Annotated in this window: 25 protein-coding genes; 12 read left to right on the top strand and 13 right to left on the bottom strand. The window is 69.5% G+C overall.

Annotated features, from left to right (window positions below):
- Nucleotides 1-26: 26 nt before the first annotated feature.
- A complete protein-coding gene (locus tag QRN27_RS15505; RefSeq protein WP_285043005.1) occupies nt 27-287 on the bottom strand; it encodes a Txe/YoeB family addiction module toxin in 261 nt (86 codons plus the stop codon).
- On the bottom strand, nt 284-535 hold the full coding sequence (locus tag QRN27_RS15500; RefSeq protein WP_285043004.1) for a type II toxin-antitoxin system Phd/YefM family antitoxin: 252 nt from the start codon (nt 533-535) through the stop codon (nt 284-286). Before QRN27_RS15500 ends, QRN27_RS15505 begins: the two co-directional genes overlap by 4 nt.
- Nucleotides 536-1,130: 595 nt before the next feature.
- Here QRN27_RS15500 and QRN27_RS18380 point away from each other — a divergent pair.
- Complete coding sequence (locus QRN27_RS18380; protein ID WP_502929532.1) at nt 1,131-1,325, top strand: YjzC family protein; 195 nt, start codon at nt 1,131-1,133, stop codon at nt 1,323-1,325.
- Between the two features lie 740 nt (nt 1,326-2,065).
- Here the strand turns inward: QRN27_RS18380 and QRN27_RS15495 are convergent.
- Both QRN27_RS15495 and QRN27_RS15490 read right to left on the bottom strand, forming a co-directional pair.
- On the bottom strand, nt 2,066-3,085 hold the full coding sequence (locus tag QRN27_RS15495) for an LLM class flavin-dependent oxidoreductase (protein WP_285043003.1): 1,020 nt from the start codon (nt 3,083-3,085) through the stop codon (nt 2,066-2,068).
- 5 nt (nt 3,086-3,090) lie between these two features.
- Entirely contained in the window at nt 3,091-5,784 is a 2,694-nt protein-coding gene (locus QRN27_RS15490) for a family 78 glycoside hydrolase catalytic domain (RefSeq protein ID WP_285043002.1), read from the bottom strand.
- A gap of 248 nt (nt 5,785-6,032) precedes the next feature.
- On the opposite strand from QRN27_RS15490, the gene QRN27_RS15485 reads away from it, so the two are divergent.
- From QRN27_RS15485 to QRN27_RS15460, 6 genes are all read left to right on the top strand, one after another.
- Nucleotides 6,033-7,337, top strand: coding sequence for a Tm-1-like ATP-binding domain-containing protein (locus QRN27_RS15485; protein WP_285043001.1), 1,305 nt, complete (start codon nt 6,033-6,035; stop codon nt 7,335-7,337).
- Between the two features lie 2 nt (nt 7,338-7,339).
- Nucleotides 7,340-8,164 carry a phosphoenolpyruvate hydrolase family protein gene (locus QRN27_RS15480; protein WP_285043000.1) on the top strand — a complete coding sequence of 275 codons (825 nt, stop codon included), beginning with the start codon at nt 7,340-7,342 and terminating at the stop codon, nt 8,162-8,164.
- Nucleotides 8,165-8,211: 47 nt separating this feature from the next.
- The gene (locus QRN27_RS15475; RefSeq protein ID WP_285042999.1) at nt 8,212-8,670 is read left to right on the top strand and encodes a cupin domain-containing protein; all 459 of its coding nucleotides are present in this window, start codon (nt 8,212-8,214) and stop codon (nt 8,668-8,670) included.
- Complete coding sequence (locus QRN27_RS15470; RefSeq protein WP_285042998.1) at nt 8,670-9,065, top strand: AraC family ligand binding domain-containing protein; 396 nt, start codon at nt 8,670-8,672, stop codon at nt 9,063-9,065. Before QRN27_RS15475 ends, QRN27_RS15470 begins: the two co-directional genes overlap by 1 nt.
- A gap of 10 nt (nt 9,066-9,075) precedes the next feature.
- Entirely contained in the window at nt 9,076-9,939 is an 864-nt protein-coding gene (locus QRN27_RS15465; protein ID WP_285042997.1) for an NAD-dependent epimerase/dehydratase family protein, read from the top strand.
- 136 nt (nt 9,940-10,075) lie between these two features.
- A complete protein-coding gene (locus QRN27_RS15460) occupies nt 10,076-10,591 on the top strand; it encodes a hypothetical protein (RefSeq protein WP_285042996.1) in 516 nt (171 codons plus the stop codon).
- Nucleotides 10,592-10,613: 22 nt separating this feature from the next.
- Here the strand turns inward: QRN27_RS15460 and QRN27_RS15455 are convergent, their stop codons facing one another.
- Both QRN27_RS15455 and QRN27_RS15450 read right to left on the bottom strand, forming a co-directional pair.
- Entirely contained in the window at nt 10,614-11,975 is a 1,362-nt protein-coding gene (locus QRN27_RS15455) for an HNH endonuclease signature motif containing protein (RefSeq protein WP_285042995.1), read from the bottom strand.
- A 38-nt stretch (nt 11,976-12,013) separates the two neighbouring features.
- Nucleotides 12,014-12,718: a helix-turn-helix transcriptional regulator gene (locus QRN27_RS15450; protein WP_285042994.1), complete on the bottom strand. Its 705-nt coding sequence runs from the start codon at nt 12,716-12,718 to the stop codon at nt 12,014-12,016.
- A 73-nt stretch (nt 12,719-12,791) separates the two neighbouring features.
- Here QRN27_RS15450 and QRN27_RS15445 point away from each other — a divergent pair, with 73 nt between their 5' ends.
- On the top strand, nt 12,792-13,577 hold the full coding sequence (locus QRN27_RS15445; RefSeq protein WP_285042993.1) for an alpha/beta fold hydrolase: 786 nt from the start codon (nt 12,792-12,794) through the stop codon (nt 13,575-13,577).
- On the opposite strand, the gene QRN27_RS15440 is transcribed toward QRN27_RS15445, so the two are convergent.
- Both QRN27_RS15440 and QRN27_RS15435 read right to left on the bottom strand, forming a co-directional pair.
- Nucleotides 13,574-14,248, bottom strand: coding sequence for an NADPH-dependent F420 reductase (locus QRN27_RS15440; RefSeq protein ID WP_285042992.1), 675 nt, complete (start codon nt 14,246-14,248; stop codon nt 13,574-13,576). The genes QRN27_RS15445 and QRN27_RS15440 overlap by 4 nt on opposite strands.
- A complete protein-coding gene (locus QRN27_RS15435) occupies nt 14,245-15,288 on the bottom strand; it encodes an LLM class flavin-dependent oxidoreductase (RefSeq protein WP_285042991.1) in 1,044 nt (347 codons plus the stop codon). The genes QRN27_RS15440 and QRN27_RS15435 overlap by 4 nt, the downstream gene beginning before the upstream one ends.
- A 102-nt stretch (nt 15,289-15,390) precedes the next feature.
- Here QRN27_RS15435 and QRN27_RS15430 point away from each other — a divergent pair, with 102 nt between their 5' ends.
- From QRN27_RS15430 to QRN27_RS15415, 4 genes are read left to right on the top strand one after another with little or no spacing between them, the layout of a single operon-like run.
- Nucleotides 15,391-15,879 carry a MarR family winged helix-turn-helix transcriptional regulator gene (locus QRN27_RS15430; protein ID WP_285042990.1) on the top strand — a complete coding sequence of 163 codons (489 nt, stop codon included), beginning with the start codon at nt 15,391-15,393 and terminating at the stop codon, nt 15,877-15,879.
- A 13-nt stretch (nt 15,880-15,892) separates the two neighbouring features.
- Nucleotides 15,893-16,336 carry a VOC family protein gene (locus tag QRN27_RS15425; protein ID WP_285042989.1) on the top strand — a complete coding sequence of 148 codons (444 nt, stop codon included), beginning with the start codon at nt 15,893-15,895 and terminating at the stop codon, nt 16,334-16,336.
- Between the two features lie 26 nt (nt 16,337-16,362).
- Entirely contained in the window at nt 16,363-16,668 is a 306-nt protein-coding gene (locus tag QRN27_RS15420; protein WP_285042988.1) for a DUF3072 domain-containing protein, read from the top strand.
- 14 nt (nt 16,669-16,682) lie between these two features.
- A complete protein-coding gene (locus QRN27_RS15415; RefSeq protein ID WP_285042987.1) occupies nt 16,683-17,939 on the top strand; it encodes an NAD(P)/FAD-dependent oxidoreductase in 1,257 nt (418 codons plus the stop codon).
- Here QRN27_RS15415 and QRN27_RS15410 read toward each other — a convergent pair.
- From QRN27_RS15410 to QRN27_RS15390, 5 genes are all read right to left on the bottom strand, one after another.
- Nucleotides 17,917-21,075, bottom strand: coding sequence for a glycoside hydrolase family 2 TIM barrel-domain containing protein (locus QRN27_RS15410; RefSeq protein WP_285042986.1), 3,159 nt, complete (start codon nt 21,073-21,075; stop codon nt 17,917-17,919). The genes QRN27_RS15415 and QRN27_RS15410 overlap by 23 nt on opposite strands.
- 154 nt (nt 21,076-21,229) lie before the next feature.
- The gene (locus QRN27_RS15405; protein ID WP_285042985.1) at nt 21,230-22,234 is read right to left on the bottom strand and encodes an aldo/keto reductase; all 1,005 of its coding nucleotides are present in this window, start codon (nt 22,232-22,234) and stop codon (nt 21,230-21,232) included.
- Nucleotides 22,235-22,268: 34 nt separating this feature from the next.
- Nucleotides 22,269-23,213, bottom strand: a complete 945-nt coding sequence (locus QRN27_RS15400; protein ID WP_228507330.1) for a carbohydrate ABC transporter permease — start codon at nt 23,211-23,213, stop codon at nt 22,269-22,271.
- Nucleotides 23,214-23,217: 4 nt separating this feature from the next.
- Nucleotides 23,218-24,099, bottom strand: coding sequence for a carbohydrate ABC transporter permease (locus tag QRN27_RS15395; protein WP_056010829.1), 882 nt, complete (start codon nt 24,097-24,099; stop codon nt 23,218-23,220).
- A 126-nt stretch (nt 24,100-24,225) separates the two neighbouring features.
- A complete protein-coding gene (locus QRN27_RS15390; protein WP_285042984.1) occupies nt 24,226-25,542 on the bottom strand; it encodes an ABC transporter substrate-binding protein in 1,317 nt (438 codons plus the stop codon).
- Nucleotides 25,543-25,771: the final 229 nt, after the last annotated feature.

Genomic DNA, 25,771 nt, shown 5'->3' with positions numbered 1-25,771 from the left:
TCACCTGGCTCGGTGTGTACCCGCGGTTAGTAGTGGTCGCGTGCCTGCAGGATGACGATGTGGGTGTCGGTCACCAGGTATACGAGTCGGTTCGCGTCGTCGATCCGCCGGGACCAGGCTCCCGACAGGATGTGCTTCAACGGCTCGGGCTTCCCGATGCCCACGAACGGATCCCGGATGATGTCCTGGATGAGCAGGTTGATCCGCTTGAGTGTCTTGCGGTCTTGGCTCTGCCAGGAGGTGTAGTCCTCCCAGCCGCTGCGGTCGAAGGCCAGCTGCCGGGTCACGCGTCGAGCAGCTTGTGGGTCTCGAACTCCCCGTTCCGAGCGCGTTCGAGTGCAGCGAGGAGGCGTTCGGCGCCCTTGGCGTTGCGGAGCAGGTACGCCGTCTCGACCATGGCGTCGTAGTCGTCCTTCGAGACGAGGACCGCGTTTCCCCGCTTCGAGACGACCTCGACCGGGACGTGGTCGTCGTTCACCTGTTGGATGAGACCGAACAGGTTCTTGCGTGCATCGGTCGCGGTGATCGCTGACATGAAGAGCCTCCTGGAGTGGTACATAAAAGCGTACCACTCCAACTGGCCGACGACCGCCTTGGACTAGCCGAGCGCCGACTTTACGTCCTTCGTGATCGACTCCAGGATGCGGGGGTTAAAGACCGCACCCAGCTGGTTTGGCACTCCCAGGCATATATGTTCCTTTCCGACACGCCGGGACGACACTCTCCCTCGGGCCGGTTTGGAAATATTCTGGAACGGAACATCTTTCTAGCAGACCTGTGGATAACTCACCTGGATTATTGCGAGTTCCCTGGATTCCTGCGGATGTTGTCAACGTCCCTCCGCTGCTCGCCTGTGGATGAGTCGGTGGAAAAGCTGTGGATAAGCGCGTCGGCGCTACGCCGGAACTACACGGCTGTAACTACCCCCGATGCCGAACCCTCAGAATGTCGGGCACCCGCGGTAGAATTGGTTCACCGAGGGCAGTACACGGAAAAAGCCCCTCAAGCCAGTTAGCGCTGGCCGAGGGGCGGGAGCATCCTTGTTGAGGGGAGACTTCCTCCAAGGTACGCCCCTCGGGCGCGTTCACCAAACCGTTGGGCGTGTCGCACAAAGGGCCTTGGAGGCTTTTATGACAAACAGCAACAGCCGGGCGCTGCGCCCGGGCCAGACAGCGCCCCGGTCGGGGCAGTATGAGCAGATCGGCCCGCGTGGCGGACGCACTGGGGACGAACGGTCCGTGACCCGAGGGGAACCGCTTCCCCCGACACCACGGGCTGGCATGAGCTACGAGCTCGTGGACGCCACGAAGCACGGGAAGCGCTGATGGCGACCAGGCGGGTCAGTGGCCCGATCTATGTGACCTGTCCTTACTGCCGCGCACAGTACGGTCCGTTCCAGAAGGTGATGCTCGGCGCTCGGTCGTGTTCACGCTGTGGGCGGTCCTTCAACCTGCGGTAGTCGGCCCAGCATGAGCATGAGGGCACCGACCTAGGTCGGTGCCCTCACTTGCGCGTGCGACCTTCCGCTTCCGGTCCAAGGTGTCTCCCCGTGAATACCACACGCAGGACAGGCGCCAATCTGTCTCGCCTGCATTCCGCGTCGCCCAACACTTACAGCGGCATCACCGAGCGGCGATGACATTGATTACGAGCCCCAATACAACAACGAGCAGCGCCTCGCACGATCGGAGCCGCAGGGCCGGTCGAGCTTCGTGGCCAGCAGCGTGAGCTGACGGTTGTGGGGAGTGTTTTCACCGCTTCCAAACTCATCCACGCGTCCAGGAGTCACGCCCGTGGCATTGGCGAGCTCGGCGTTGCTCAGATGGCTGACCTCGCGGGCCCAGACTAGAGCGGGGGGTCTTGCCATCGCTCAACCCCTGGTCCACGGTCGCGCAGAGTGCCCGCCGAACGTCTGTCAATCTAGGGTCTTCCCCAACCAGCCGTCGCGAACGCCGGCATAGGTGTGTTTAGCGCTCTGTAACTGCGATCTAAGACCGATTCGTGCTTTCCACACAACCAGTCGAGAATCGGCTAGGAACGCGTCAGATCTCGGTGCTTGCGCGGATCATCGCCATGCTGCTGCTGGCGCAACATCCTTCACGATCGCCTCGAGGATGCGGGCGTTGAATTCGACGCCCAGCTGGTTCGGCACGGTGACGAGGACGGTGTCCGCCGCCTGGACGGCCGCATCGGCCGCGAGCTCGGCGGCGATGACGTCGGGTTCACCGATGAAGCTGCGACCGAAGCGCGCGAGCCCGCCGTCGAGGTGACCGACCTGGTCCTTCGAGTCGGCCTGCGCGCGCAGCCCGAAGTAGCGTCGCGTCTCGTCGTCGATGAGCGGGAGGATGCTACGGCTCACCGAGACCCTCGGCTGCCACTCGTGCCCGGCCTCGGCCCACGCCGCACGGAACATCGCGATCTGCTCGGCCTGCAGCTCGTCGAACGGCACGCCGGTGTCCTCGGTGAGGAGCGTCGACGACATCAGGTTCATGCCCTGCTCCGCCGTCCAGACAGCCGTCGACCGCGAACCGGCACCCCACCAGATGCGCTCGCCGAGGCCCGGCGACTGCGGCTGGATCGCCAGCAGGCCGTTCGTCCCGGTCATCTGCGGGTTCGCCCTGGCGACCCCGGCTCCGGCGATCGCCGCGCGGAACACCTCGGTGTGCGCGCGGGCGACATCGGCGTCCGTCTCGTCATCGCCGGGTGCGTACCCGAAGGACTCCGAACCGCGGAGCGCCGTCTCGGGTGATCCCCGGCTCACACCGAGCTGCAGTCGCCCGTCGCTGATGAGGTCGGTGGCCGCAGCCTCCTCCGCCATGTAGAGCGGGTTCTCGTACCGCATGTCGATGACACCGGTGCCGAGCTCGATGCGCGAGGTCTTCGCCGCCATCGCTGCGAGCAGCGGGAACGGCGAGGCGAGCTGCCGGGTGAAGTGGTGCACGCGCACGTAGGCGCCGTCGACACCGACCTCCTCCGCGGCGACCGCGAGGTCGATGCTCTGCAGGAGCGCGTCGCGCCCAGTGCGCACGCTGGAGCCCGGAACGTCTTGCCAGTGTCCGAAGGACAGGAACCCGATCTTCTTCACGCTGGCTACAGCGTCGCGCGCGCCGGTTCTATTCCGGTGAATGGATCTGTCGTGCCGGTGGTGGACGGCTGCGCATCGACCCCGACCGCGAAGCGATGTGTCCCGCTCGTCACCGACACCGGCTCGGCACCCGGGAGGTCGACGACCGCCGAGGTCCCCGTCGGCACCTCGACCTCGACCTGCAACGTGCCGTCGGCGATGGTCCAGGCGATCGACGCGCGCCCGTACGGCGTCAGGTGCACCGCCGAGGCGTGGGTGAGCCCGCCGCCGGGCCGCGGCTTGAACAGGATCGAGCGGTACCCGGGCGCGGCCGGCGCGATGCCGGCGACGACCCGGTGCAGCCAGTCGGCGACCGCCCCGAGCGCGTAGTGGTTGAACGAGGTCATCTGCCCGGGGTTCACGGTGCCGTCCGGCAGCATGCTGTCCCAGCGTTCCCAGATCGTCGTCGCCCCCTGCTCCACCGCGTACAGCCACGACGGGCACTCGTCCTCCAGCAGGAGGTCGTACGCGCGATCGAGATGACCCGACGAGGTCAGCGCGTCGCTCACGATCGGGGTACCGACGAAGCCCGTCGCGATCCGGTTGCCCGCGCCGGCGACGAGGGCGCTCAGCCGGTCGCCTGCGCGGTCCACCGCCGCCGGATCCGGCAGGAGTTCGAAAGCGATCGCGAGCGAGTACGCGGTCTGGGCGTCACTCGTCATCACCCCGTCCTGGCCGACGTACTCCGCCAGGAACGCCCGCCGGGTCGCCTCGGCGAGGTCGGCGTAGTGCTCGGCGTCGTCGGAGCGTCCGAGCACGGCGGCGGTCTTCGCGAGGTGCGCCGTCGACCAGGCCGAGTACGCGGTGGCGACGAGGTACCGGTCGGTGAGCGACTCGGCAGGCCGGTCCGGCGGGGCGGCGGGATCGAGCCAGTCGCCCAGCTGGAAGCCTTCGTTCCACAGGTGGCCAGGGCCCGAGAGGCGGTGCACGAGGTCGACCCACCGCTTCGCACTGTCGTACTGGGCCGCGAGGACGCCGAGGTCGCCGAAGCGCTCGTAGAGGACCCAGGGCGTGAGGACGGCGACGTCGCCCCACACCGCGCCGGGCCGGTTCGGCGTCCACTGCCCGTCGTCGGGGATGAACGGCACGTACCAGGGCACGGTGCCGTCCTCGTGCTGCTCGACCGCGACATCGCGCAACCAGGAGCCGAGCATGCCCGACACGTCGTAGAGGAAGGAGGCGGTGCGCGCGAACACCTGAAGGTCACCCGTCCACCCGACGCGTTCGTCGCGCTGCGGACAATCGGTGGGGAGGTCGACGAAATTGCCACGCATGCTCCAGAGCACGTTCTCGTGGAGCCGGTTCACGCGCTCGTCGGAGCTCTCGAACCAGCCCGTGCGTTCGAGGTCCGAGTGGTAGACGCGCGCGACGACGTCGCCGTTCGCGATGGCCGCGTCGAGGTCGCCCGGCCACCCGCTGATCTCCGCGTACCGGAACCCGTGGATGGTGAACCGCGGCTCCCACACTTCGGCGGCACCACCGTCCGGCGGGACCGGTCGGCCGGCGAGCGTATAGCTGTCGGTCGCCTTCGCCTCCCGCAGCGGACGCGTGTAGATCTCGCCCGCCTGCATGACCTCGGCCGTGCGGATCACGACCGTCTCGCCCGCCGTCCCCGAGAGTCGGATCCTCAGCCGACCGACGAGGTTCTGCCCGAGGTCGAGGATGCGTCTCCCGCTCGGGCTCGTGAGGACCGCGATGGGCGCGACCTCCTCGACGGCGCGCACCGGCGGACCCTCGGGGGCGACGAAGGTGGACGGGTCGCGGGTGCCGATGCGGACGCCCGTCCACGCGCTCGCGTCGAAGCCTGGCGACGACCATCCCGGCCGTTCCTCGCGGGCGTCGTAGTGTTCGCCGTCGTAGTTGCCCGAGCTGATGATGGGACCGACGGACGCGCGCCACCGCTCGTCCGTCGCGATCGTCTCGACGCGGCCGTCGTGGTACCGCAGCTCCAGTTGGGCGATGAGCGACAGGTCTGAGCCGAACAGGTTCCGGAAGCCGCCGCGCCAGCCGAGGCGCCCCCGGTACCAACCGTCGCCCATCCACGAGCCGATCGTGTTGTCGCCGGCCTGCAGGAGTGCGGTGACGTCGTGCGTCGCGGTGCGCAGGCGATTGGCGTAACTCGTCCAACCCGGGGCGAGCGCTTCGTCACCGACCCGACGACCGTTGATCTCCGCCTCATAGACGCCGTGCGCCGTGACGTACAGGCGGGCGGACTCGAGGCCCGCGCCGACGGTGAAGTCGCGCCGCAGCAGGGGTGGCCGACGCGTGTCGCTGTCGGGATCCTCGTCCCAATCCGCGGCGATGGGCTTCGCGACCCAGTCGCCCGGCGACAGCAGACCGGCCTCGACCGTCGCCGCCGGCCCCCAGTCGGCCACGTCGGCGGCGTGGGTGTCAGCCCTTGCGGCGCCCCATACCCGGACGCGAACGGAGGCCACCTCGCGGGAGCGGAGTGGTTCACCCGGCCAGGCGACGAGGACCGATTCGCCGGTGGCCATCCGTCCGGTGGTGGTCACCCGATCGCCTCGCGTGATCTCGATCTCGGCGGCGCGCTGCTCCCAGCCGGCAGGGCCGAGGTTCGTCCAGCTGAGCCGGGGCTTCGCCACACCGATACCGCGGGCCTCGCGGAGATGCTCGAATCGGGGAGCGCTCGTGGTCACCATCGTGGCTGCTGGTCCTTTCGTCAGGCAGGGCGCGTCGCAGCTCGCGAGGCGATCAACTCTGACACGTTTCAAAAACCGATCGTACAACGCGTGCAAGCGCAAAAGCGAGAGCTGCAGGCCACTTCTTGACACGTTTCAAAACCTGGAGCAGGATGGAGGCGCTGGCGGGGTCGGAGCGGATCCGCCAGGTGGGACAGGCCCGGAACGAGGCCGTCCCGCGCTCACGACGACGACGATGGAGAGCGACGATGACCACACCCGAGGAAGCCAGCGGAACCGAGACGGGCGGAGCGGGACGACCTGCCGTCGCGCTCGTCGGCACGCTCGACACCAAGGGGGTCGAGTACGCGTGGATCGCCGAGCGGCTCGGGGAACTCGGTGCCGACGTCGTGGTCGTCGACGCCGGGACGCGCGAGCCCCACGGCTACCCGGCAGCCGTCGATCACCCGAACCACGAGGTGGCGGCTGCCGCGGGGACGGACCTCGAGACCTTGCTCGCAGCGGAGGATCGCGGCGCGGCCGTGAGCGCGATGGGCGAGGGTGCCGCGGCCGTGGTCGGCCGACTGCACGCCTCGGGGCGCATCGACGCCGTCCTCGCGCTCGGCGGGAGCGGTGGATCGGCCATCGCCGCCCGGGTCTTCCGCGATCTGCCGATCGGGACGCCGAAGCTCCTGGTCTCGACGATGGCGTCCGGCGACGTCGCTCCCTATGTTGGAGCGAACGACGTGACGCTCATGTACAGCGTGGTCGACATCGCCGGGATCAACCAGATCTCGCGCGCGGTCCTCGGCAATGCGGCCGCCGCCGTCGCCGGCATGGCCGCGGCCGCGAAGACACGCGGTCTGGCCTCCTCCGCCGAGCGCACGGACCGGCCGCTCATCGGGGCGTCGATGTTCGGGGTGACGACCCCGGCGGTCGACGCGGCCCGGGAGCGTCTCGACGAGCTCGGCTACGAGGTGCTCGTCTTCCACGCCACCGGGTCGGGCGGGCAGGCGCTCGAGTCGCTCGCCCGCAGCGGCATGCTCGCGGGGGTGCTCGACCTCACGACCACCGAGCTCGCCGACGACCTCGTCGGCGGCGTCCTGACCGCCGGTCCCGACCGCCTCACCGCAGCCGGCGCGGTGGGCGTGCCACAGCTCGTCAGTCTCGGCGCACTCGACATGGTCAACTTCGGACCGCGCGACACCGTGCCGGAACGCTTCGCCGATCGCGACTTCTTCATCCACAACGCGACCGTCACCCTCATGCGCACCACGGTCGACGAGAACCGCGAGCTGGGTGCCCGCATCGGCCGGAAACTCGCCGCTGCGACGGCCCCGACGACGCTGCTGATCCCGCGCGGCGGGGTCTCGGCCCTCGACGCCGACGGCCTGCCCTTCCACGACCCGGAGGCCGACGCCGCGCTCGTCGAAGCGGTGCTCGCCGGCCTGAACGGTAGTGCGGTCACCGTCGTCGACCGCCCGGAGCACCTCAACGACCCGGCGTTCGCGAGACTCGCCGCCGACACCCTGCACGCGCTCATCGAGGACAGCAGCACCACGGAGGAGGACTGACCATGGACAGGACCATCGCACTCGAACGGCTCCGCGCCACCGTCGCGCGAGGGCAGGCCGTCATCGGTGCCGGAGCGGGCACCGGCATCTCGGCGAAGTCCGCGGAGGCCGGCGGCGTCGACCTCATCATCATCTACAACTCGGGGCGGTACCGGATGGCCGGTCGCGGCTCGCTCTCCGGGCTGCTTGCGTACGGGGACGCCAACCAGGTCGTCGTCGAGATGAGTCGCGAGGTGCTGCCGATCGTGCGCGACACCCCTGTGCTCGCGGGCGTGAACGGCACCGACCCGTTCCGCATCATGGAACGCTTCCTCGACGAGCTGAAGACCATGGGGTTCACGGGCGTCCAGAACTTCCCGACCGTCGGTCTGTTCGACGGCGTGTTCCGCCAGAACCTCGAGGAGACGGGCATGGGCTACGACCTCGAGGTCGACATGATCCGACTCGCGGCCGAACGCGACCTCCTCACCGCCCCCTACGTCTTCGACATCGAGTCGACGGTCGCGATGACCGAGGCGGGAGCCGACGTCCTCGTCCCGCACATGGGCCTGACGACCGCCGGCACGATCGGTGCGACCACGGCGCTCTCCCTCGAGGAGTCCGCGCACCGGGTGCAGGAGATGCGGGATGCTGCCGTCGCGATCAATCCGGATGTCATCGTGCTCTGCCACGGCGGCCCGATCGCGGAACCCGAGGACGCGGCCTTCATCCTCGCCAACACGACGGGCGTCGCCGGCTTCTTCGGCGCGTCCTCGGCGGAGCGGCTGCCGACCGAGCGCGCGATCAAGCGCCAGATCGAGGACTTCAAAGCCATCCAGACCCGCTGACCGACCCGCGGCACCTGCCGCACCACCCACTCGACGAGGAGCACCCCATGACCGACACCCAGAACACCGCTGCACGACCCATCACCCCGGCCACCGCCGGTCGCCGGCCGGACGAGGTCCCCACGCGGGTCTTCGACTGGGGCACCATCAAGTGGCTCGTCACCCCGCACCTCGACGAGGGTGCCGGCCTCACGGTCGGCGAGGTCATCGTCTACCCCGGGCAGGGCCACGCACCGCACCAGCACCCGGGCGAGGAGGAGGTCATCACGGTCATCTCCGGCGAGGGGGTCCAGACGGTCGGTGACGGCCCGGCCTTCCCGATCCGCGAGGGCGACGCCGTCTACATCCCGAAGGACACGGTGCACTCCACCTACAACACGACGTGGCGTCCCCTGCGGCTGTCGGTCGTCTACACGCCTGGTGGGGCCGAGACAGGTCTCGACGGGCTGCCCGATGCGCGCATCCTCGACGCCGGTGAGGCCCCGAGCTGGAAGCAGGACCGCTGATGCCGGTGATCGAACCGGGTTCCTGGGTGCATTCCGGCTCGAAGCCGGACTGGAGTGAGATCGGCACGATCGGTCGCTTCGCGGTGTCGGTCGACGGTGGCCGCTTCGACCGGCACCACCACGACGACCATGAGATCTGGTTCATCGCCGAAGGCAAGGGCAAGGTGTTCGTCGACGGCGCGGAACGCTATGTGCAGTCGGGCGACATCGTGCTGACGCAGGCGGGCGACACCCATGACATCGTCGAGGTGTACGAGACGATCCGCGGGTTCTTCACCGAGACGGGACTGCCGACGGGTGGTCGTGTCGGTCATCTGCACGCGGACGAGTCGGACGCCGCCGGGCACGTGGTGACCGCGCTCCCGCTGCCGGCCGACTTCCCGGCCCGAGCCTAGGATCGTCGGTATGCGCATCGCCGTCACCGGGAGTTCGGGCAAGCTCGGGTCCGCCACCGTCGAACGCCTGCGCCGGGACGGCCATACGGTGCACGGGCTCGACCTCGCGGGTGCTGCCGGGCCCGGGTTCACGCGCGTGGACCTGACCGACTACGGGCAGACGATCGACAGCCTGCTCGGTGTGACGGCCCGGTTCTCCGGCCTCGACGCCGTGGTGCACCTGGCGGCCATCCCGGTGAACGGGCTCGTACCGGACGCGGCGACGTTCCACAACAACCTGACGGTGTCGTTCAACGTGCTGCATGGGGCGTTGCGCGCGGGGATCCGGACGATCGTGACCGCGTCGAGCATCACGGCCATGGGCTTCCCGTTCGAGGAGGCGCCTGAACTCCTGCCGATCGACGAGACCGTCAGCCGAGCCAACAACACCTATGCGCTGGGGAAGGTCGCCGAGGAGGCGATGGCGGCGCAGCTCGTGCGGTGGGCCGAGGGCACGTCGATCACGGCGCTGCGGTTCACGAACGTGGTCGCGCCGGGGGAGTACGGGACGTTCGCCCGCGCGTCGGAGCCCGGGTATCGGCGCGATCTCCTGTTCAGCTATGTCGACGCGCGTGACGGTGCGCAGGCGGTCGCGCTCGCGCTGGCCGGGGCGGAACCCGGCTTCGAGGTGTACGACGTGTGCGCCTCCGACACCGGGACCACGGTTCCGTCGGCGGAGCTCGCGGCGACGCACTTCCCCGGGGTCCCGCTGCGGGAGGGGCTCGGGGAGTTCGAGACGCTCATGTCCATCGACAAGGCCCGTGCGCGCCTCGGCTACGAGCCCGAACATCTCTGGCGGGACGAGTTCGAGCGCGAGCAGATGGCGCGGGGCTGACCTGCGGCCTCGAATCCGGTGCGAGGTAGGGTGAGTGGGCGGCGGTCCGGGGGTGGGCCGCAGCTTTGGGGGAAGTATGACCGGGTCACCGAGCGAACCGCTGCCGGGGGAAGCCGGGCCGGATGAGGTCGAGTCCGTGGCTGATGGGTTCTTCCGCGAGCGGGAGTATCCGAGGACTCCGTTCAGGCAGGCTGCTCGCCGGTTCGCAACCACGCTCGCGATGCTCGTGGCCGGTGTCGCCGCGGTGATCGCGGTGATCGGGTTCGGTATCGGATCATTCCAGGGCACCTACCCGACTCTCGACGGGCAGGTCAAGACGTGCGGTTACGCGTCCGTCGAGTCCGAATGCCAGGTGGAGCTGCGATCGTCGGTCGAGACGGTGTTCGGTGTCGGCCTGGGCGACGACGTGCGGGTCAGTGAGTTGCGGAGATCGGGCATCCTGTCCATCACCTATACCGCCAGGCTCGAGTTCGCCTCCTCCGCCGAGGTGCCGACGGCCGCGACCGCAGTGACGGCCTCCGAGGGCTTGAACGCCAAGCTCGGGCATGAAGGAGCGACCGGCGTGGGCCCGATCCGCTTCGGGAGGGGACAGGCTGCGCGTGGCGACATGGCGGACGGTACCGTCGTCGTCTACCTCAGGACGATCGTCTGAACGCCGCGCGGCGTTCACCGCGTCATCCGGTCTCGGCGAACGCCGGTCTGGTCTCATGTTGGCGTCCGTCAGGTGTCGTCCAATGGAGTGTGCCGTCCGGGCGATGCTCGACCTCCCACCTGGGTAGGTGTTTGAGTCGATGATGATGTCGGCAGAGGGCGGCGAGGTTGTCGATACTCGTGGTGCCACCGTGCTCCCACGCCGTGGTGTGGTCGAGGTCGCAGTTGCGCGCCTGCGGGCCGCATCCCGGTGCCCGACACGTGACGTCGCGCAGACGCACCGCGCGCTGGAGATCGGCCGGCACCCGGTACTGCTCGCGGCTGACGGAGAGGACGGCGCCGGTCTCCGGTTGGGTGAGCACTCTCGTCATGGACGGGGCTGCGACCGCGAGCCGGGCGGCGGTGTCGGGGTCGATCGGCCCGTAACCGTCGAGGGTGCTGGGCTCATCGGTGACGCCGAGGAGTGAGAGGACGGGGACATCGAGCTGGACGGTGGGCCGGATGTGCGCTTCGACGTCGACGGGGCGCTCGATGAGCACGCCCTGCTGGGTCGATCTGGCAGACCAGTCCCTCGGGGCACCCGAACCCCCGAGCCATACCACCTCCCCGCCAGTCTCCGGGTCGGCGGAAATCGCCTTGTCGTCGGCGCTGACGGTGCCCGCCACGGCGAGCGAGGACAGCGCGTCGGCGCGCAGCTGCGCGAGCGTCCGGTCGTCGCCCGCGGCGCGAGCCGGCACGGCAACACCGTCGAGCCGGGACATGATCGCGTACGCGATGGGCGCGGTCGTCATGAGGTTCAGCCAGGCCATGCCGTCTGCGGCGGGCTCGATCGTCACGCGGCGGTCGGCTTGGGAGCGGCGCGCTCGTACGGTGATCGACTCGGGGTGCAAGCGTTCGCGCAGCACCCGGGCGCGTCGCTTGAGGAGCGCCGGCGTGGTCCGCTCGGCGATCGGGAGCACCTGCTCCACGAACATCTCGCGCCCGACGGCCGGCACGTCGCGCAACTGGTCGGTCACGACCCTGGCGTGACCGACGCTGATCGTGCCGCGTTCCAGCGCCTCGAGTACCGACGGCGCCTGGTGGACGAGGGTCTCCGCCTCACCGATGCGGTGCTGCAGCGTCGGCTCGGACATGCGCGTCGCCATGGCGAGCGATGCGCAGATCGAACGCCGTGCGAGGTCGCGTCCTTCCGACTCGGACATGCGCGATGACATCACTGCGGAGGTGGTCGCGTCGGCGTATGCTGCCGCCTCCGCGAGGAGTCGGGCTTCCTCGGCATCGAGCGCGGCTCGTCGCCGGGCGAGCTCCGCGAAGCGGTCCGAGAACGAGGCGAGGCGCGCTGCGAAGACGTCGCTCGGGTGCTCGCGGCGCTCTGTCGTGGTCATGACTTCAGTCCATCACGGACCACTGACATTCGAGATGGTCAGTACTGATTTCCGCGGCCGTGGACCGGGTTCGCGTGCGCCGGAGGCTCGCCGACCTCCGCCACGGTGTGGCCGCTGCAGCTCACCGAGGTCACGCTGGCCCGCTCGACCCGCGACACGGTGAACCACCGCATCGCGTCGCGCATCCGGCACCACCCGACGAGGTACCACTGCCCGTTCGTCGACGCGAACAGCACCGGCTCGACGTCTCGGGTGGTCGTGCTCCCCGTTCCCGAGGTGTACCGGATGCGCATGACCCGTTGGTCCGCCATCGCCTCCTCGAGCGCGGACCGGACGACGCGCGAGGTGGTCGGCGGTGCATCGACCCAGATGCGGTCGGCCAGCGCGTCGGCCCGGGCGCGGGTCCTGGGGTCGAGGACGTCGAGGATCTTCGCGACGCCGGCCGTCGCCAGGTCGGCGTAGGGGGCGTCGGGTGCTGCCGCCGCTGCCGCCATGAGCGCCACCGCCTGCACCGGGGAGAGACTGACCGGCGGGAGCGTGGTGCCGAGGGCCAAGCCGTACCCGCCGCCTGGACCCGGGCGGGACCAGATGGGCGCGCCGCTCCGCTCGAGCGCCTGGAGGTCCCGCTTGACGGTGCGCACGGAGACCTCGAAGTCGCGTGCGAGTCGCTCGGCGGAGGTTCCTCGCGATCCGCCTCGACGCAGCGCCTCGGACAAAGCATGCAGCCGCTCGGCTCGCTTCATCGGTCGACGGTTTCAAGATTCATGACAGAAATAGTGACACACACGTGCCGAGGGAGCGCGTCAGGCTGGAGACATGACCACACCGAACACCACCCCCGCCATCATCCTCATCGCCGGCCACTGGCTGGGCGCCTGGGCCTGGGACGAGGTCGTCGAGCAGCTCGACCTCGACCACTCGCGCGTCTTCGCGATCACCCTGCCCGGCGTCGACGACGCCGATCCCGACCGCGCGACGAGGACCCTCGACGACCAGGCCACCGCGATCCTGGACACCCTCGATCGGACGGACGTGTCCGCGGAGCATCCGGCGGTCATCGTCGCGCACAGTGGAGCGAACGGACCCGTCAGCCTCGTGCTCGACCGGCGCCCCGATCTCGTCGGCCGGGTGGTGTGGGTCGACTCCGGGCCGATGGCCTCCGGAACAGCCTTCGCCCCGGACCTTCCGTTGGAGGTGATGGAGCTCCCGCTGCCCGCCTTCGACGTCCTCGCGCAGCAGGCGAGCCTGGACGGCCTGAGCGCCGAGGTCCTCGACCGGTTCCGGGCCAGGGCGGTCCCTGAGCCGGGGCCCGTCCTGCGTCAGAGCATCGAGCTGACGAACGCCGCCCGCAACGCCGTGCCGACGACCCTGGTGTGCTGTTCGATCTCCAGCGCGCAGGTGCTGGACATGGCTCGTGGTGGACACCCGATGTTCGCCGCGGTCGCCGAGCTCGAGACCGTCGACGTCGTCGACCTCCCCACGGGGCACTGGCCGATGTGGAGCCGTGCCGGCGACCTCGCGGAGGTGATCCGGTCGGCAGCGCTCAGCCCCAGTCCGGCTCGTCCTGGGTCGTCGGAGACCGCGTCGGACGGGACCGCCTAGCTGACGCCCTGGCCGGCCGTCGCGAGCGCCCGCACCTCGGGGACCTCGCGGATCTCGTCGGCGCCGATGTTCGCGCCGAAGAGTTCGTGCCCCGGCTCGAGGACGACACCCGCATGCAGCGGCCCGATCTCGACCGGGTCGAAGCCGAGCGCGTCCACGACCGCGGCGACGGCCAACCGGTCCTCCGGGGCGTCGCCGGCGATGGCGATGCCCTTGCGTCCCGGCGCGCCGGCCGGGCGGGGCTCGCCGTCGAGGTCGTGGTAGCCCATGTGGTTGAACGCCTTCACGACGCGCGACTCCGGCAGGAATCCGGCGATCAGTTCGCTCGTGGAGGTCGCCGGACTGCTGAGGTCCTCGCGGTGCCCGTCGACCTCCCACCAGTAGTTCATGGCGTCGAGCACGAGCTTGCCGCGCAGCTCCTCGACCGGCAGCGTCCGGTACTTGCCGAGCGGGAGGGCGAGGATCACGAGGTCGGCCCGTGCTGCAGCGTCCGCCGAGGTCGTGGCGACCGCACCCGGAGCGAGCACGTCGATCGTGAGAGCGATCCGGGCGGGGTCGCGCGAGCCGCTGATGAGCACGCGGTACCCGGCTCCGACCGCGAGCCGAGCCAGGACCGTGCCGACCTTGCCGGCCCCGAGGATGCCGATCGTCGGCGTCGTGAGCGCGCTCATGCCGCGACCCGCTCGGCCAGGAGCTCGCGCACCATCGGGATGACCTCGGTGCCGTACAACTCCACGGTGCGCAGGCGGTCGGCCATGGGGATGGTCCCCGCCGAGTAGATGAGGTCGAACCGGCCGACCCCGAGTGCGGTGATGGCGTCGGCCATGCGGCGTGCGACGGTCGTCGGCGAGCCGACGTACATCGACCCGTGTTCCACCTCCTGGTCGAACTCCGCGCGAGTGACGGGCGGCCATCCGCGGAGCGCGCCGATCCGGTCACGCATGACCTTGTACCGCGGGAAGAAGATCTCGCGCGCCGACTCGTCGGTGTCGGCGATGAAGCCGGGGGAGTGCATCCCGATGGGGTGCGCGGTCGTGCCGAACTGCTCGGACGCCCGGCGGTAGAGGTCGGTGTACGGGGCGAAGCGGGCCGGCGCGCCACCGATGATCGCGAGCATGAGGGGGAATCCGTACTTCGCGGCTCTGACGACGGACTGCGGTGAGCCGCCGACGCCCACCCAGGTCGACAGGTGGCCGGAGGCGGTCTTCGGGAACACCTCGGCCTCGCGCAGGGCGGGCCGCATGGTGCCGCTCCAGGTGACGGGACCCTCCGTCAGGAGCTGGGCGAACAGGTCGATCTTCTCCTCGAACAGGATGTCGTAGTCGCTCAGGTCGTATCCGAAGAGCGGGAACGACTCGGTGAAGGAGCCGCGGCCCAGGATCACTTCCGCGCGGCCGTTGGAGAGCGCGTCGACGGTGGCGAAGCGCTGGAACACGCGCACCGGGTCGTCGGAGCTGAGGACGGTGACGCCCGAGGCGAGCCGGATCCGCTCGGTCTGCGTGGCGATGCCCGCGAGGACCGTCTCGGGGCTGGAGATCGCGTACTCGGGTCGGTGGTGCTCGCCCACGGCGAAGACGTCGACGCCGAGCCGGTCTGCGAGGACCGCCTCGGCCACCACCTGCCGGATGGCCTCCGGGTGCGTGGCGAGGTCACCGGACGCCGTCTCGGGGAGGTCTCCGAAGGTGTCGAGTCCGAATTCGAGGTCAGGCATGGGGTCTCTTTCGTATGCGATGCGGCCACTCGACCGCGGGACGGCGGTGGTGTCCGTGACCCGTGGTTGAATGTAGTTGACATGTCAAACAGGAGGTGGCCCATGGCTATTCCCGACGCCCGCGACCGGCGCAGACGATCTCCCACGCACGACGAACTCCGCACCTGGCGGTCGTTCATCGAGACGTCCGAGCGCGTCAAGCGGGTGGTGGCCGACCGCCTCCAACAGGACTCCGGCCTCTCCACCGGCGACTACGCCGTGCTCCTCGCCCTGTCCGAGGCGCCGCAGCGGCGCCTGCGGTCGTCGTTCCTCGCGACCGAGGTCGGCTGGGAACGCAGCCGACTCTCCCACCACCTGGGCCGCATGGAACGCCGCGGCCTCGTCCGACGGGAGCCGGTGCCGTCCGACAGTCGCGGGGCGGAGATCGTGCTGACCGAGGAGGGGGCGCGACTGTTCCGCGCCGGGTCGGCACCCCATCTGCGCGCCGTCCGGGCGGTGTTCGCCGAGGCCCTCTCCGCCGGGCAACTGGCGGCGCTGGAGGACGCGATGGGCTCGCTCGATGCCCACCTGCGCCGGGAGGACATCGGCTGATAGCGTCTCGACTATGACCCGCATCGCGCTGGAAGGCATCACCCTGCTCGCCGACGACGTGGCGGCCATGGGGGCGTTCTTCGAAGACGTGCTCGGGTTCGAGGTCGCCGTCCGTGAGTCGGACTATCTGGCGTTGGCCACCGACGGTGTCCGGCTGGCGGTCTTCCGTCGCGCGGGGCTGGCCGACCACACCAACGGACATCCCTCCTTCACCAGCCCGCGAGGCGGCCAAGCCGTGGAGCTGAACTTCGAGTGCGACAGCCCCGCCGAGGTCGCCACCGAGTTCGACCGCATCATCGCCGCGGGCGGCACGGAGATCGCCTGCCCGACCGTGCAAGCCTGGGGCCACTTCACCGGGTTCTTCGGCGACCCGGCAGGCAACATCCACTCCTTGTTCGCAGTGATCCCCGTCGAGGAACGACCCGCTCCGGGTGAACGCGCAACCCCTCCTGCCTGAGCCGTCCGGCGACGTACCGTTGCCGCATGACTGACGCAGAATCCACCGACCAGGCGACCCCCGACACCACGGGCACCGGCGCCCCCGAGACGATCGGCGCGACCGAGGACACCCTCGGAGCCCGCGGCGACGACAGCTCCACCAGCGCGAGCAAGGACCCTGAGGACTGGGTCACCGGCGACGAGCCGATGACCGGACCGCAGCGCAGCTACCTCGACACGCTTGCCCGCGAGGCCGGCGAGGAGCTCCCCGCCGACCTCACGAAGGCGCAGGCTTCCGAGAACATCGACCGGCTCCAGAACGCGACCGGCCGCGGCCAGTCCGCATCCTGAGCGCCGCCGCCGCCATGAGCGACCACAGCACGGCACCGCTCCATCATGAGGTGGTCGTCATCGGCGGCGGCAACGCCGGTCTCTCCGTCGCGGGCAGGCTCCGCCGCTACGGTGTTGACGACGTCGCGGTCATCGAACCGCGCGAACACCACCTGTACCAGCCGATGTTCTCGCACGTCGCGGGAGGTACGGCGGCCGCATCGGTCGCGACGCGCCCGCAGGGGTCTGTCACGCCGAAGGGTGTGACCTGGATCCAGGACCGGGTGCAGACGATCGACCCCGTCGCGAAGACGGTCCTGCTCGAATCCGGCACCCGGGTCGAGTACGAGCAGCTCGTCGTCACCCCCGGCATCCAGAAGGACTGGGACGCGGTGCCCGGCCTCACCGAGGCGATGGCGACGCCCGTGGGGATCTCCAACTACGAGTTCGAGTTCGCGCAGAAGGCCTCACGCGTGCTCCGCGAGGTCCGCTCCGGCACCGTCGTGTTCACGCAGCCGGCCGGCCCGGCGACGTGCTCCGGTGCGGCGCAGAAGCCAATGTACCTGGCGTGCGACTACTGGCGGCAGACGGGCGTCCTCGACGACATCCGGGTGATCCTGGTCGTCCCCACGCCGACCATGTTCGGGATGCCGATGATCGACGCCGAACTCGACCGGAAGGTCGCCGAGTACGGCATCGAGGTGCGGTTCTCGCGTGAGCTCGTCGCCGTCGACCCGGAGCGGCGCGTCGTGACCATCGCGGAGACCGCCCCGCAGGACGGCCCCGACCGGGGTCAGGACGGTTCGACGGGCGGGCAGCACGAGGAGATCGCCTACGACGTCCTCCACGCCGTGCCGCCGCAGTCCGCACCCGACTGGTTGGCCGCCACCGCGCTCGCCGACCCCGGCAACCCGGGCGGATTCGTCGAGGTCGACTCCCTCACCCTCAGGCACCCGCGGTTCCCCGACGTCTGGACCCTCGGCGACGCCGCCGCGGTCATGAGCTCCAAGTCCGGTGGGGCGCTCCGCCAGCAGGCGTTCACGCTGGTGAAGAACCTGACCGCCGTGCGCGCGGGGAAGTCTCCGAGCCACGTCTACAACGGGTACTCGGTGTGTCCGTTCACGGTGTCACGCGGGACGGTGGTGTTCGCCGAGTTCGACGACCGCTACCGGCCGATGCCGACCATCCCGTTCTGGAAGGGGCTCGCGAAGGAACGACGCTTCACGTTCCTCGCCGACCGCTACCTGCTGCCGTGGGTGTACTGGAACCTCATCCTGCAGGGTCGGGCGTGACCGTCCGCAGGCGAACGCCGAACGTCGTCTCGGTGACCGGCACGCGATAGCGCTCCGGGAGGGCCGGACCGCAGGAGGAGCTGCCGAGCCCCTGCTGCGCGTGGTCGAGGTTGAGCCAGACGCGGCCGGAGTCGCGGAGGTCCTGCGGGTGACGGGCCTCCTCCAGTGCTTCGCTCGTCCAGCGTCGCGCGGTGAAGTCGAAGCCGGCGGGGTCCAGCTGCTCGGCTCGTAGGGTCGGCACCTCCTCGCCCGCCAGCTCCAGCCATCTCGTGCCGACGTGGTTGCCGTTCTCCTCCGGCACCGGGTAATCGGTCTGCAGCGCGTCGATGCTGCTGGTGAACCGGCCGAAGCGCGCCGCGGCGAGGCTGTCGACGTACGACTCGCCCGGGCCGCGGCCGAACCACGTCGCATCCGCGTAGCTGCGCGGGAGTCCGAGACGGAGGCCGAGTCGCGGGAGGGTCAGCAGGTGGTCGCCGATCGGCGTGTGCTCCCACACCCCCTCCGGGACGACGGTGACCAACAGCTCCAGGGCGTCGCCGAGCGTGGTCCAGTCGAAGGTCCAGCGCAGGCCGAGGCCGTGGGCGGCAGGGGCGCTCCTGCCCCGCACGCGGAGACCGGTGCCGCCCAGCCCGTCCTCGACGCGTTCGACCGCGTCGGTCCGGTGCAGGAAGCGGTCGAGCCCCGTGAGCTTCCAGCTCGCCGCCGCCGTGTTCCGTGGCCCCTGACCGCGGTCGTTCTCGGTGGGTGCCCGCATGATGTCGAGGACCGGCCCGTCGAGGTCGAGCCCACCCAGGGAACGGAGCCGACCCGTGCGGGCGTCGAAGGACGCCGGCCCGAGGGCGATGCGCTGTCCGGCCGTGCGGTCGACCGGTGCGAGCACGCGGCGAGCGTCGTTCGGCGGAACCGCGCCTCGGTGTGGTTCTGGCACCGGGTCGCCGGGGATGAGCACCTGACCGAAGGCGACCTCGTGTCCCGCACCTGCCCACGGTTCGTCCGTCGCGAGGACCGCGCGCACCGTGAGCCAGCGCTCCACCGGCGCGCCGGAGACGGGGTCGGTGCCCGTGACTGCCATGAGCGCGTCCGACGGCAGGTCGACGGTCGCCTCGCTCCGGGCGCCCACGTCGGGCGTCGCCAGCTCGCCGTTCGCCACGACCTGGCCGTCGTCTTCCAGCTGCCAGCGCAGCGCCAGGTGGCCGAGCGACCGCACGTCGTGCTTGTTCCGGACGGTCAGCGTGCCCGCGGTCTGGTGTCCACAACTCCTGTTCGCCGTCCCGGCCCTCGTGTCCGCCCGCGGTGAGGCCGGGCCGGAATCTCGGTTTGATGGGCAGGAGCAGGAGTTGTGGACGTCGAGGCGGAGCTCGACCGGGCTGATCGCGGCGCACAGCTCCGCGAGTCCGGGCGACGGGGTGCGGTCGGCGAACACGAGTCCGTCGAGGCAGTAGCGCCCCCCGTTCGGACGGAACGCCACGTCGCCGCCGTGCATCACGAACTCGCGACCGGCGGCGTCGGTGCTCCGGAAGCCGTGGTCGATCCACTCCCACACGAAGCCGCCGCAGAACCGGTCGGACGACTCGAGGATGCGCTGGTAGTCGACGAGCGATCCGGGTCCGTTGCCCATCGCGTGGGCGTACTCGCAGAGGAGGAACGGGAGGCGGCGTCGGCGCACGTCGTCCGGTGACCCGGGGACGACGCCGGCGGGGGTCGGCTCCTCGCGCCGACCGATGGCCTCCAGCAGCTCCTGGTCCGGGTACATGAGGCTGGAGAAGTCGGAGTTCCGGTACGACGGGTCGCGCTCGTACATGATGGGGCGGGACGGGTCGCGCTCGCGGATCCACTGCTCCAGCACGTCGAAGTTCTCGCCGACCCAGCTCTCGTTCGCCATCGACCACACGACGATCGAGGGATGGTTCTTGTCGCGCTCGACCATCCGCTGGACGCGGTCGAGCATCGCGTCGCGCCAGACCGGCTCCGTCGGCGGGTTGCCGGCCCAGTCGGTGTAGATGAAGCCGTGGGTCTCGAGGTCGCACTCCTCGACCACCCACAGCCCCAACTCGTCGCAGAGGCGCAGGAAATCGGGGTGCGGCGGGTAGTGGCTGGTGCGCACGGCATTGAGGTTGTGCTGCTTCATGAGCAGGATGTCCTGCCGCATCGTCTCCGTGTCGAGCGAGCGACCGCGGTCCTGGTCGTGCTCGTGGCGGTTCACCCCGCGGAACAGGATCGGCACGCCGTTCACGAGGAGCCGGCCGTCGTCGATGGCGACGGTGCGGAAGCCGATCCGCAACTCGATGGTCTCGGGGACGCCGGGCGCGGCGTCGGTCGGCCGCGGTCTGAGCCTGGCCGTGTAGAGGCGCGGTTCCTCGGCGCTCCACGGTTCGACGGGCAGGGCGGTCGCCGTGCCGGTCGGGAGGTCGCGGATGCCCAACTCGGGGACGTCGACGAGGCCGGGGATGTCGGTGTCCACGCGGAGCACGCCGACGCCGTCCCGGTGGTCGTATCGCGCCGTGACCTGGACGTCGTCGATCGATCCCTGCGGGCGTTCGAGGAGGTCGACGTCGCGGAAGATCCCCGGCAGCCACCACATGTCCTGGTCTTCCAGGTAGGTGCCGCTCGACCACCGGTGCACGCGCACGGCGAGGACGTTGTCGCCGGCCACGAGGTGCTCGCCGACCTCGTACTCGACGGGGAGCCGACTGCCCTTGCTGTGCCCAAGGAGCACGCCGTTCAGCCAGACGGTGCCGCAGGAGTCGACGCCCTGGAAGCGCAGCACCGTGTCGTCGTGCCGCCAACCCTCCGGCAGGGTGAAGTGGCGCCGGTAGTCGCCCGTCGGGTTCTCCTCCGGGACCCGGGGCGGATCGATCGGGATCGGGAACGCCGTGTTCGTGTACAGCGGCTGCCCGTGGCCCTCGAGGACCCAGTGTGCCGGGACGCGGATCCGGTCCCAGCCGGAGTCGTCGAGGTGTGGATCGCCGAACGTGTCGCCCGTGCCGTCCGCCGTCGGTGCGAGCGTGAACGCCCACTCGCCGTTGAGCGACAGTCGACGCGCGTCGCTCAGCTCGTCGGCACGGGGTCGCCGCCGCCCGGTCCCGGGCATCGGGTCCTCCACCCACGAGGCCGCGAGTCCTGCTGAGTCGTTCATCGTCGTGCAACCTTCATCGTCGTGTGGTGTTCACCCCGTCGCGTTCCCCCATTTCCCTAACTCAGGAACCGCTCTGCGTGTCGCGGGTCACACGCCGCGCCGCGGACCCGACACGCCGGAGCAGTCCTGAGTTAGGGAGAAGAGGTGCCACCGCTCAGTCGGTGAGGGTGCTCGGCGGGGTGCCGAGGGCGTCGAGGTCCGACCAGAAGTCCTCGGGGATCGTCGTCGTCCGCAGGACCTCGACCTGCTCGAGACGCTCGAGCCGGTTCATCCCGACGACCGTCGAGTCGACGAGCTCCGAACGCGTCGAAAACGCGAGCGCCGCCGCGGCGAGCGGGATCCCATGCCGTGCGGCCACCTCGTCCGCGCGCGCCACCCAGTCCAGCAGCTCCGGCGACCCCGCCTGGTAGGCGTACGTCGACGGCTTGCCGCCCGTGCCGCGGCGCCCGGCGAGCAGTCCGCCACCGAACGGAGCCGCATTGAAGACACCCATCCCGCGGGAACGCGCCTCCTCCAACAACGTCGTCGCCGAACGATCGACGAGGGTGAAGCGGTTGTGCGTCAGCACCACGTCGAACGCCCCGCTCTGCACGTACGGCAGCATGACGCTCAGCGGACCGGCCGCGATCCCGATCGCATCGACCACGCCCTGCTCCTTGAGCGCCAGCATGCCCTCGATCGCCCCGCCCGGTGCCGACGCCTCCTCGAACGACACCGAGTACGGGTCGTGCAGGTGGAAGATCGGGATGCGGTCCACCCCGAGACGTTCGAGGCTCTCCTCGAAGGAGCGCAGCACCCGGTCGCGGTCGAACACCGCCGTCGACGGATCCTGGTCCGCCTTCGTCACGACGCCGCGCCCCGCAGGCAAGCCGCTCGCACGGATCGCGTCGCCCAGGGCGGTCTCGCTGCGTCCGTCCGAGTAGTTGTTCGAGGTGTCGACGAGCAGGTTCGGTCCGCGCAGCGCCGCGGTGGCGAACGCCGTCGACCCCGGCCCGGGCGATCCGTCGGCGCTCGCCGGGGTGCCGAGCCCCGAGGTGCCGACCGTGACCGGGCTCGCGAGCAGGCCGGTCGAGCCGAGGGGGCGCAGGTCGGCTGGCGCCGGAGCGCCGGAGGTCGTGGAGTCGCTGTGGTCCGTGTGGGTCGTGTCGTCGTGGGTCATGTCGTCCATCCTGCGCCCGCCGTGTCGTCCCGCGTCACCCCTTGAGTGCACCGGACGCCAGCCCCTTCATGATCCGTTGGTTGAGGAAGACGAACACCACGAGCAGTGAGAACACGTTGATGCAGATGCCCGCGAAGAGCGGCCCGTAGTCCACCTGGCCGAACTCGCCGCTGAAGTTCAGCAGGCCCGCCTGGATGGTGCGGAGGTCCGCGTTCGTCGTGAAGGTCAGGGAGATGAGCAGGTCGTTCCAGATCGACAGGAACTGCACGAGCCCGATGGTGAAGAGCGCGTTCCGCACCATCGGCAGCCCGATCGACCAGAACGACCTGATGATGCCGGCGCCGTCGATCGTCGACGCCTCGAACACCTCGCGAGGCACGGCCCGGAAGTAGGCCGTCATCATGAACACCGTCAGCGGCATGCCGAGCGCCGTGTAGGTGATGATCATGGGCCAGTAGGTGTTCGTCAGGCCGAGGTTGAAGTAGGCGACGAAGAGCGGCACGAGGATCATCTGGCCGGGGATCATGATGCCCGAGATGAACAGCAGCAGGGTCAGGTTCCGGCGCTTCCACACCATCACCTCGAGGGCGAAGGCCGCGGCGACCCCGAAGATGAGGATGAACACGAGCGACGGCAGGGTCACGATGACGCTGTTGAGCAGGTTCTGGGAGATATTCCCGGTCGTCCAGGCCGTGACGTAGTTGTCGAAGCTCCACGACTCGGGCAGCGAGAAGGTGGACTCCTGCAGGAACTCGCGCTGGTTCTTGAACGAGGACAGGAACAACCACACGATCGGGTAGATCTCGATGACGAGCAGGAGGCCGATGAGGATGACCGACGGCAGCTTGCGCAGGTAGTAGGCGCGCGAACGTGGAGCGCGACGCATCTTCGGTCGGCGGACGGCGGTGCCGGATCCGTCGCCGCTGCCGCTCGATGCCGGGGTGGTGGCGCCGGGCGCCGGGGTGATGGCGGTCGTCATGGCGTCAGTCCTTCGTCAGGTCTCTGCGGGAGGTCTTGAAGATCAGGAGCGTCACGAGGAAGCACATGATCGTGAGCACGAACGCGAGCGTCGAGCCGTATCCGTAGTTCTGGTACGTGAATGTCGTGTTGTACATGTACAGCGTCAGTGGGGTCGTGGCCGTCCCCGGCCCGCCGCCCGTCAAGGCGAGCACCGAGTCGAACACCTTGAGGGTCGCGTTGAAGCTGAAGATCACCGCCGACAGCAGGACGGGGAGGGACAGCGGCACGATGATGTAGCGGACGAGCTTCAGCCCGCGGGCGCCGTCGATGCGGGCCGACTCGATCACCTCCTCGGGGATGTCGAGGAGCCCGGCGTAGAGCAGCACGGCGTAGAAGCCCATGGACCGCCAGAGGTCCATGATGATGATCACGACGAAGGCGCTGTCCGGCGAGCTGAACCAGTCGACCGAGTCGATGCCGAAGCCGTTCAGGATCGCGTTCACCGGGCCGGTCTGCGGCGCCACCTCGAACAGCCGCTTGAACAACAGGCCGACGGCGACGGTCGGCAGCACGACGGGGAAGAACACGAGCGTGCGGACGAGCGTCGACGCCTTCTTGAGGACGAAGACGTAGAAGAGGGAGAGCCCGTAGCCGAGGGCGATCTGCGCGACCGTCGCGATGAGCGAGTACTTGATGCTGAAGAAGATCGCCTCGGGGGCGGTCGGGTCGGCGAACAGCTGGGCGAAGTTGTCGAGGCCGACGAACTCGAAACCGCGCAGGTCGCCCTGGAAGAAGGTGAGGCCGAACGACCACATCACCGGCACGAGCTTCACCAGGGTGAAGATGAGCAGGGCCGGGCCCAACAGGATGGCGATGGCCTTCCTGTCGCCGAGGACGTCTTTCATGCTGTGCTCCTGAGTCGGTCGGGGGACCGTGAGGCTGGGCGGCGGGGTGCGTGACCCGCTGCGGGGAGGTGTCCGCGGACGGACGGATCCGGTCGCCGGGCGGGTGCCTGGCGACCGGATCGCCGGTTACTTCTTGAGGCCCGCGTCCACGCCGGCCTGGACGAGCGCCGCGAAGTCCTCGGGGGAGATGCCGCCGGTGAGCAGCGGGGCGGCGTTCGTCTGCGCGTCGACGCCGGCCTTTTCGGGGAGGAAGGTCTCGAACCAGGTGACCGTCTCGTCGGTGTCGGCCATGATGCCCTGCACCTCGGCGGTGAGCGCCGGGACGTCGGTGACCTCTTCGTTGAGCTTGAAGCCGGAGATGACGCCCTGGTTCTTCAGCACGCTGGAGCCGTAGTTCTCGGCGATGCAGCTGAGCCAGCCGCCGACCTTCTCCTCGTCGTACCCCTTGGTGGAGAACGAGGTCGCCGCGCCGGTGTTGGCCGGGTACTGGTCGATCGAGCCCTTGCCGCCCTCGACGGTCGGGAACGGCATGAATCCGACGGCGTCCTCACCGATCTGGTTGAGCTCGGTGTTGTAGACGTCGGCGAGCATCCAGGTGCCGTTGTACATCATGGCCGCGTTGCCGGTGAAGAACTCGCTCGTGGCGGTCTGCATGTCCATCGTCGTGATGCCTGGGCCGAAGTACTTGCCGAGGTTCGCGACGGCGGTGATCGCCTCGACGTACTCGGGGTCGGTGAGCTTGGCGTCGCCCGAGGCGATGTCGTTCATCGCCTCGGTGCCGAGCGACCGGAAGAGGTAGGTGCTGATGTAGCGCGTGATCGTCCAGCCCTGGGCGCCGGAGACGGTGAACGCCGACTTGCCGGACGCCTGGACCGTGTCCGCCGCGTCGAGGAGCTCGTCCCAGGTCTGCGGGATCTCGATGCCGAGGTCGGTGAACATCGTCTTGTTGTAGAAGAAGCCCTCGACGTTGTACTGGTACGGCATCGAGACGAAGCGGTCGCCGTAGATGTTCTTCACGGTGGCGACGGCCGAGGGGAGGATGTCGTCCATGACGCCCAGCTCGGTGAGGGTGTCCTCGAGGTCGAGGACGGTGTCGTCGTCGCCGAGGGTGCCGCCTGGCCGCAGCGGTGCGGTGGGGGCGGTGAAAGTGGTGGGCAGGGCGTTCTGGCTGGCCAGCAGGGTGACGCGCTGGAGCACGTCGGCCTGGGGCAGGGTCTCGACCTTGAGCGGGAGCGCCTTCTCGTTCGCGGAGCAGGCGCCCTCGCCGAGGGCGGTGAGTTCGTCGCGGACGATCGAGTTCTCGACGGCCGCGAGGTAGTCGAACGAGGTGGCGCTCGTCGCGCCTCCGTTCCCTGCGCAGGCGGTCAGGGCGAGAGCGGTGACGCCGAGAGCGGCGATGGCGGTGGCCGACCGACGTTTCGGGGCCCGGTGCGCTGTGGACACATTTCCTCCTTGAGATGTGGCAGTGATGGTGAGACGCGAGCGATGACCGTCGCGAGCAAAGTTGAAGCGTTTCAATGGCCGAGGCTAACCGCGCTCAGCTTGCATGTCAAGCATCGGATCGGTCCCAATCGCGGCGGCGGTTCGGAGGCGATGACGTGAAGCGGGAGTGGACATTGACACGTTTCAAGTCTGGGGCGACAATGGGGGCGGTCGCCTCGTGGTCTCGATA

This window comes from Plantibacter sp. LMC-P-059a, assembly GCF_030209505.1.
Classification (GTDB): domain Bacteria; phylum Actinomycetota; class Actinomycetes; order Actinomycetales; family Microbacteriaceae; genus Plantibacter.
This window is presented reverse-complemented; position numbering and strand designations above follow the sequence as displayed.

Excerpts from the sequence above, each read along its gene's own strand:
- QRN27_RS15395 (WP_056010829.1), bottom strand. The coding sequence starts at position 24,099 with ATGAAAGACGTCCTCGGCGACAGGAAGGCCATCGCCATCCTGTTGGGC.
- QRN27_RS18380 (WP_502929532.1), top strand. The coding sequence starts at position 1,131 with ATGACAAACAGCAACAGCCGGGCGCTGCGCCCGGGCCAGACAGCGCCC.
- QRN27_RS15475 (WP_285042999.1), top strand. The coding sequence starts at position 8,212 with ATGACCGACACCCAGAACACCGCTGCACGACCCATCACCCCGGCCACC.
- QRN27_RS15445 (WP_285042993.1), top strand. The coding sequence starts at position 12,792 with ATGACCACACCGAACACCACCCCCGCCATCATCCTCATCGCCGGCCAC.
- QRN27_RS15410 (WP_285042986.1), bottom strand. The coding sequence starts at position 21,075 with ATGAACGACTCAGCAGGACTCGCGGCCTCGTGGGTGGAGGACCCGATG.
- QRN27_RS15490 (WP_285043002.1), bottom strand. The coding sequence starts at position 5,784 with ATGGTGACCACGAGCGCTCCCCGATTCGAGCATCTCCGCGAGGCCCGC.
- QRN27_RS15430 (WP_285042990.1), top strand. The coding sequence starts at position 15,391 with ATGGCTATTCCCGACGCCCGCGACCGGCGCAGACGATCTCCCACGCAC.
- QRN27_RS15450 (WP_285042994.1), bottom strand. The coding sequence starts at position 12,718 with ATGAAGCGAGCCGAGCGGCTGCATGCTTTGTCCGAGGCGCTGCGTCGA.
- QRN27_RS15500 (WP_285043004.1), bottom strand. The coding sequence starts at position 535 with ATGTCAGCGATCACCGCGACCGATGCACGCAAGAACCTGTTCGGTCTC.
- QRN27_RS15400 (WP_228507330.1), bottom strand. The coding sequence starts at position 23,213 with ATGACGACCGCCATCACCCCGGCGCCCGGCGCCACCACCCCGGCATCG.
- QRN27_RS15440 (WP_285042992.1), bottom strand. The coding sequence starts at position 14,248 with ATGAGCGCGCTCACGACGCCGACGATCGGCATCCTCGGGGCCGGCAAG.
- QRN27_RS15420 (WP_285042988.1), top strand. The coding sequence starts at position 16,363 with ATGACTGACGCAGAATCCACCGACCAGGCGACCCCCGACACCACGGGC.
- QRN27_RS15480 (WP_285043000.1), top strand. The coding sequence starts at position 7,340 with ATGGACAGGACCATCGCACTCGAACGGCTCCGCGCCACCGTCGCGCGA.
- QRN27_RS15465 (WP_285042997.1), top strand. The coding sequence starts at position 9,076 with ATGCGCATCGCCGTCACCGGGAGTTCGGGCAAGCTCGGGTCCGCCACC.
- QRN27_RS15455 (WP_285042995.1), bottom strand. The coding sequence starts at position 11,975 with ATGACCACGACAGAGCGCCGCGAGCACCCGAGCGACGTCTTCGCAGCG.
- QRN27_RS15470 (WP_285042998.1), top strand. The coding sequence starts at position 8,670 with ATGCCGGTGATCGAACCGGGTTCCTGGGTGCATTCCGGCTCGAAGCCG.
- QRN27_RS15485 (WP_285043001.1), top strand. The coding sequence starts at position 6,033 with ATGACCACACCCGAGGAAGCCAGCGGAACCGAGACGGGCGGAGCGGGA.
- QRN27_RS15415 (WP_285042987.1), top strand. The coding sequence starts at position 16,683 with ATGAGCGACCACAGCACGGCACCGCTCCATCATGAGGTGGTCGTCATC.
- QRN27_RS15435 (WP_285042991.1), bottom strand. The coding sequence starts at position 15,288 with ATGCCTGACCTCGAATTCGGACTCGACACCTTCGGAGACCTCCCCGAG.
- QRN27_RS15425 (WP_285042989.1), top strand. The coding sequence starts at position 15,893 with ATGACCCGCATCGCGCTGGAAGGCATCACCCTGCTCGCCGACGACGTG.
- QRN27_RS15405 (WP_285042985.1), bottom strand. The coding sequence starts at position 22,234 with ATGACCCACGACGACACGACCCACACGGACCACAGCGACTCCACGACC.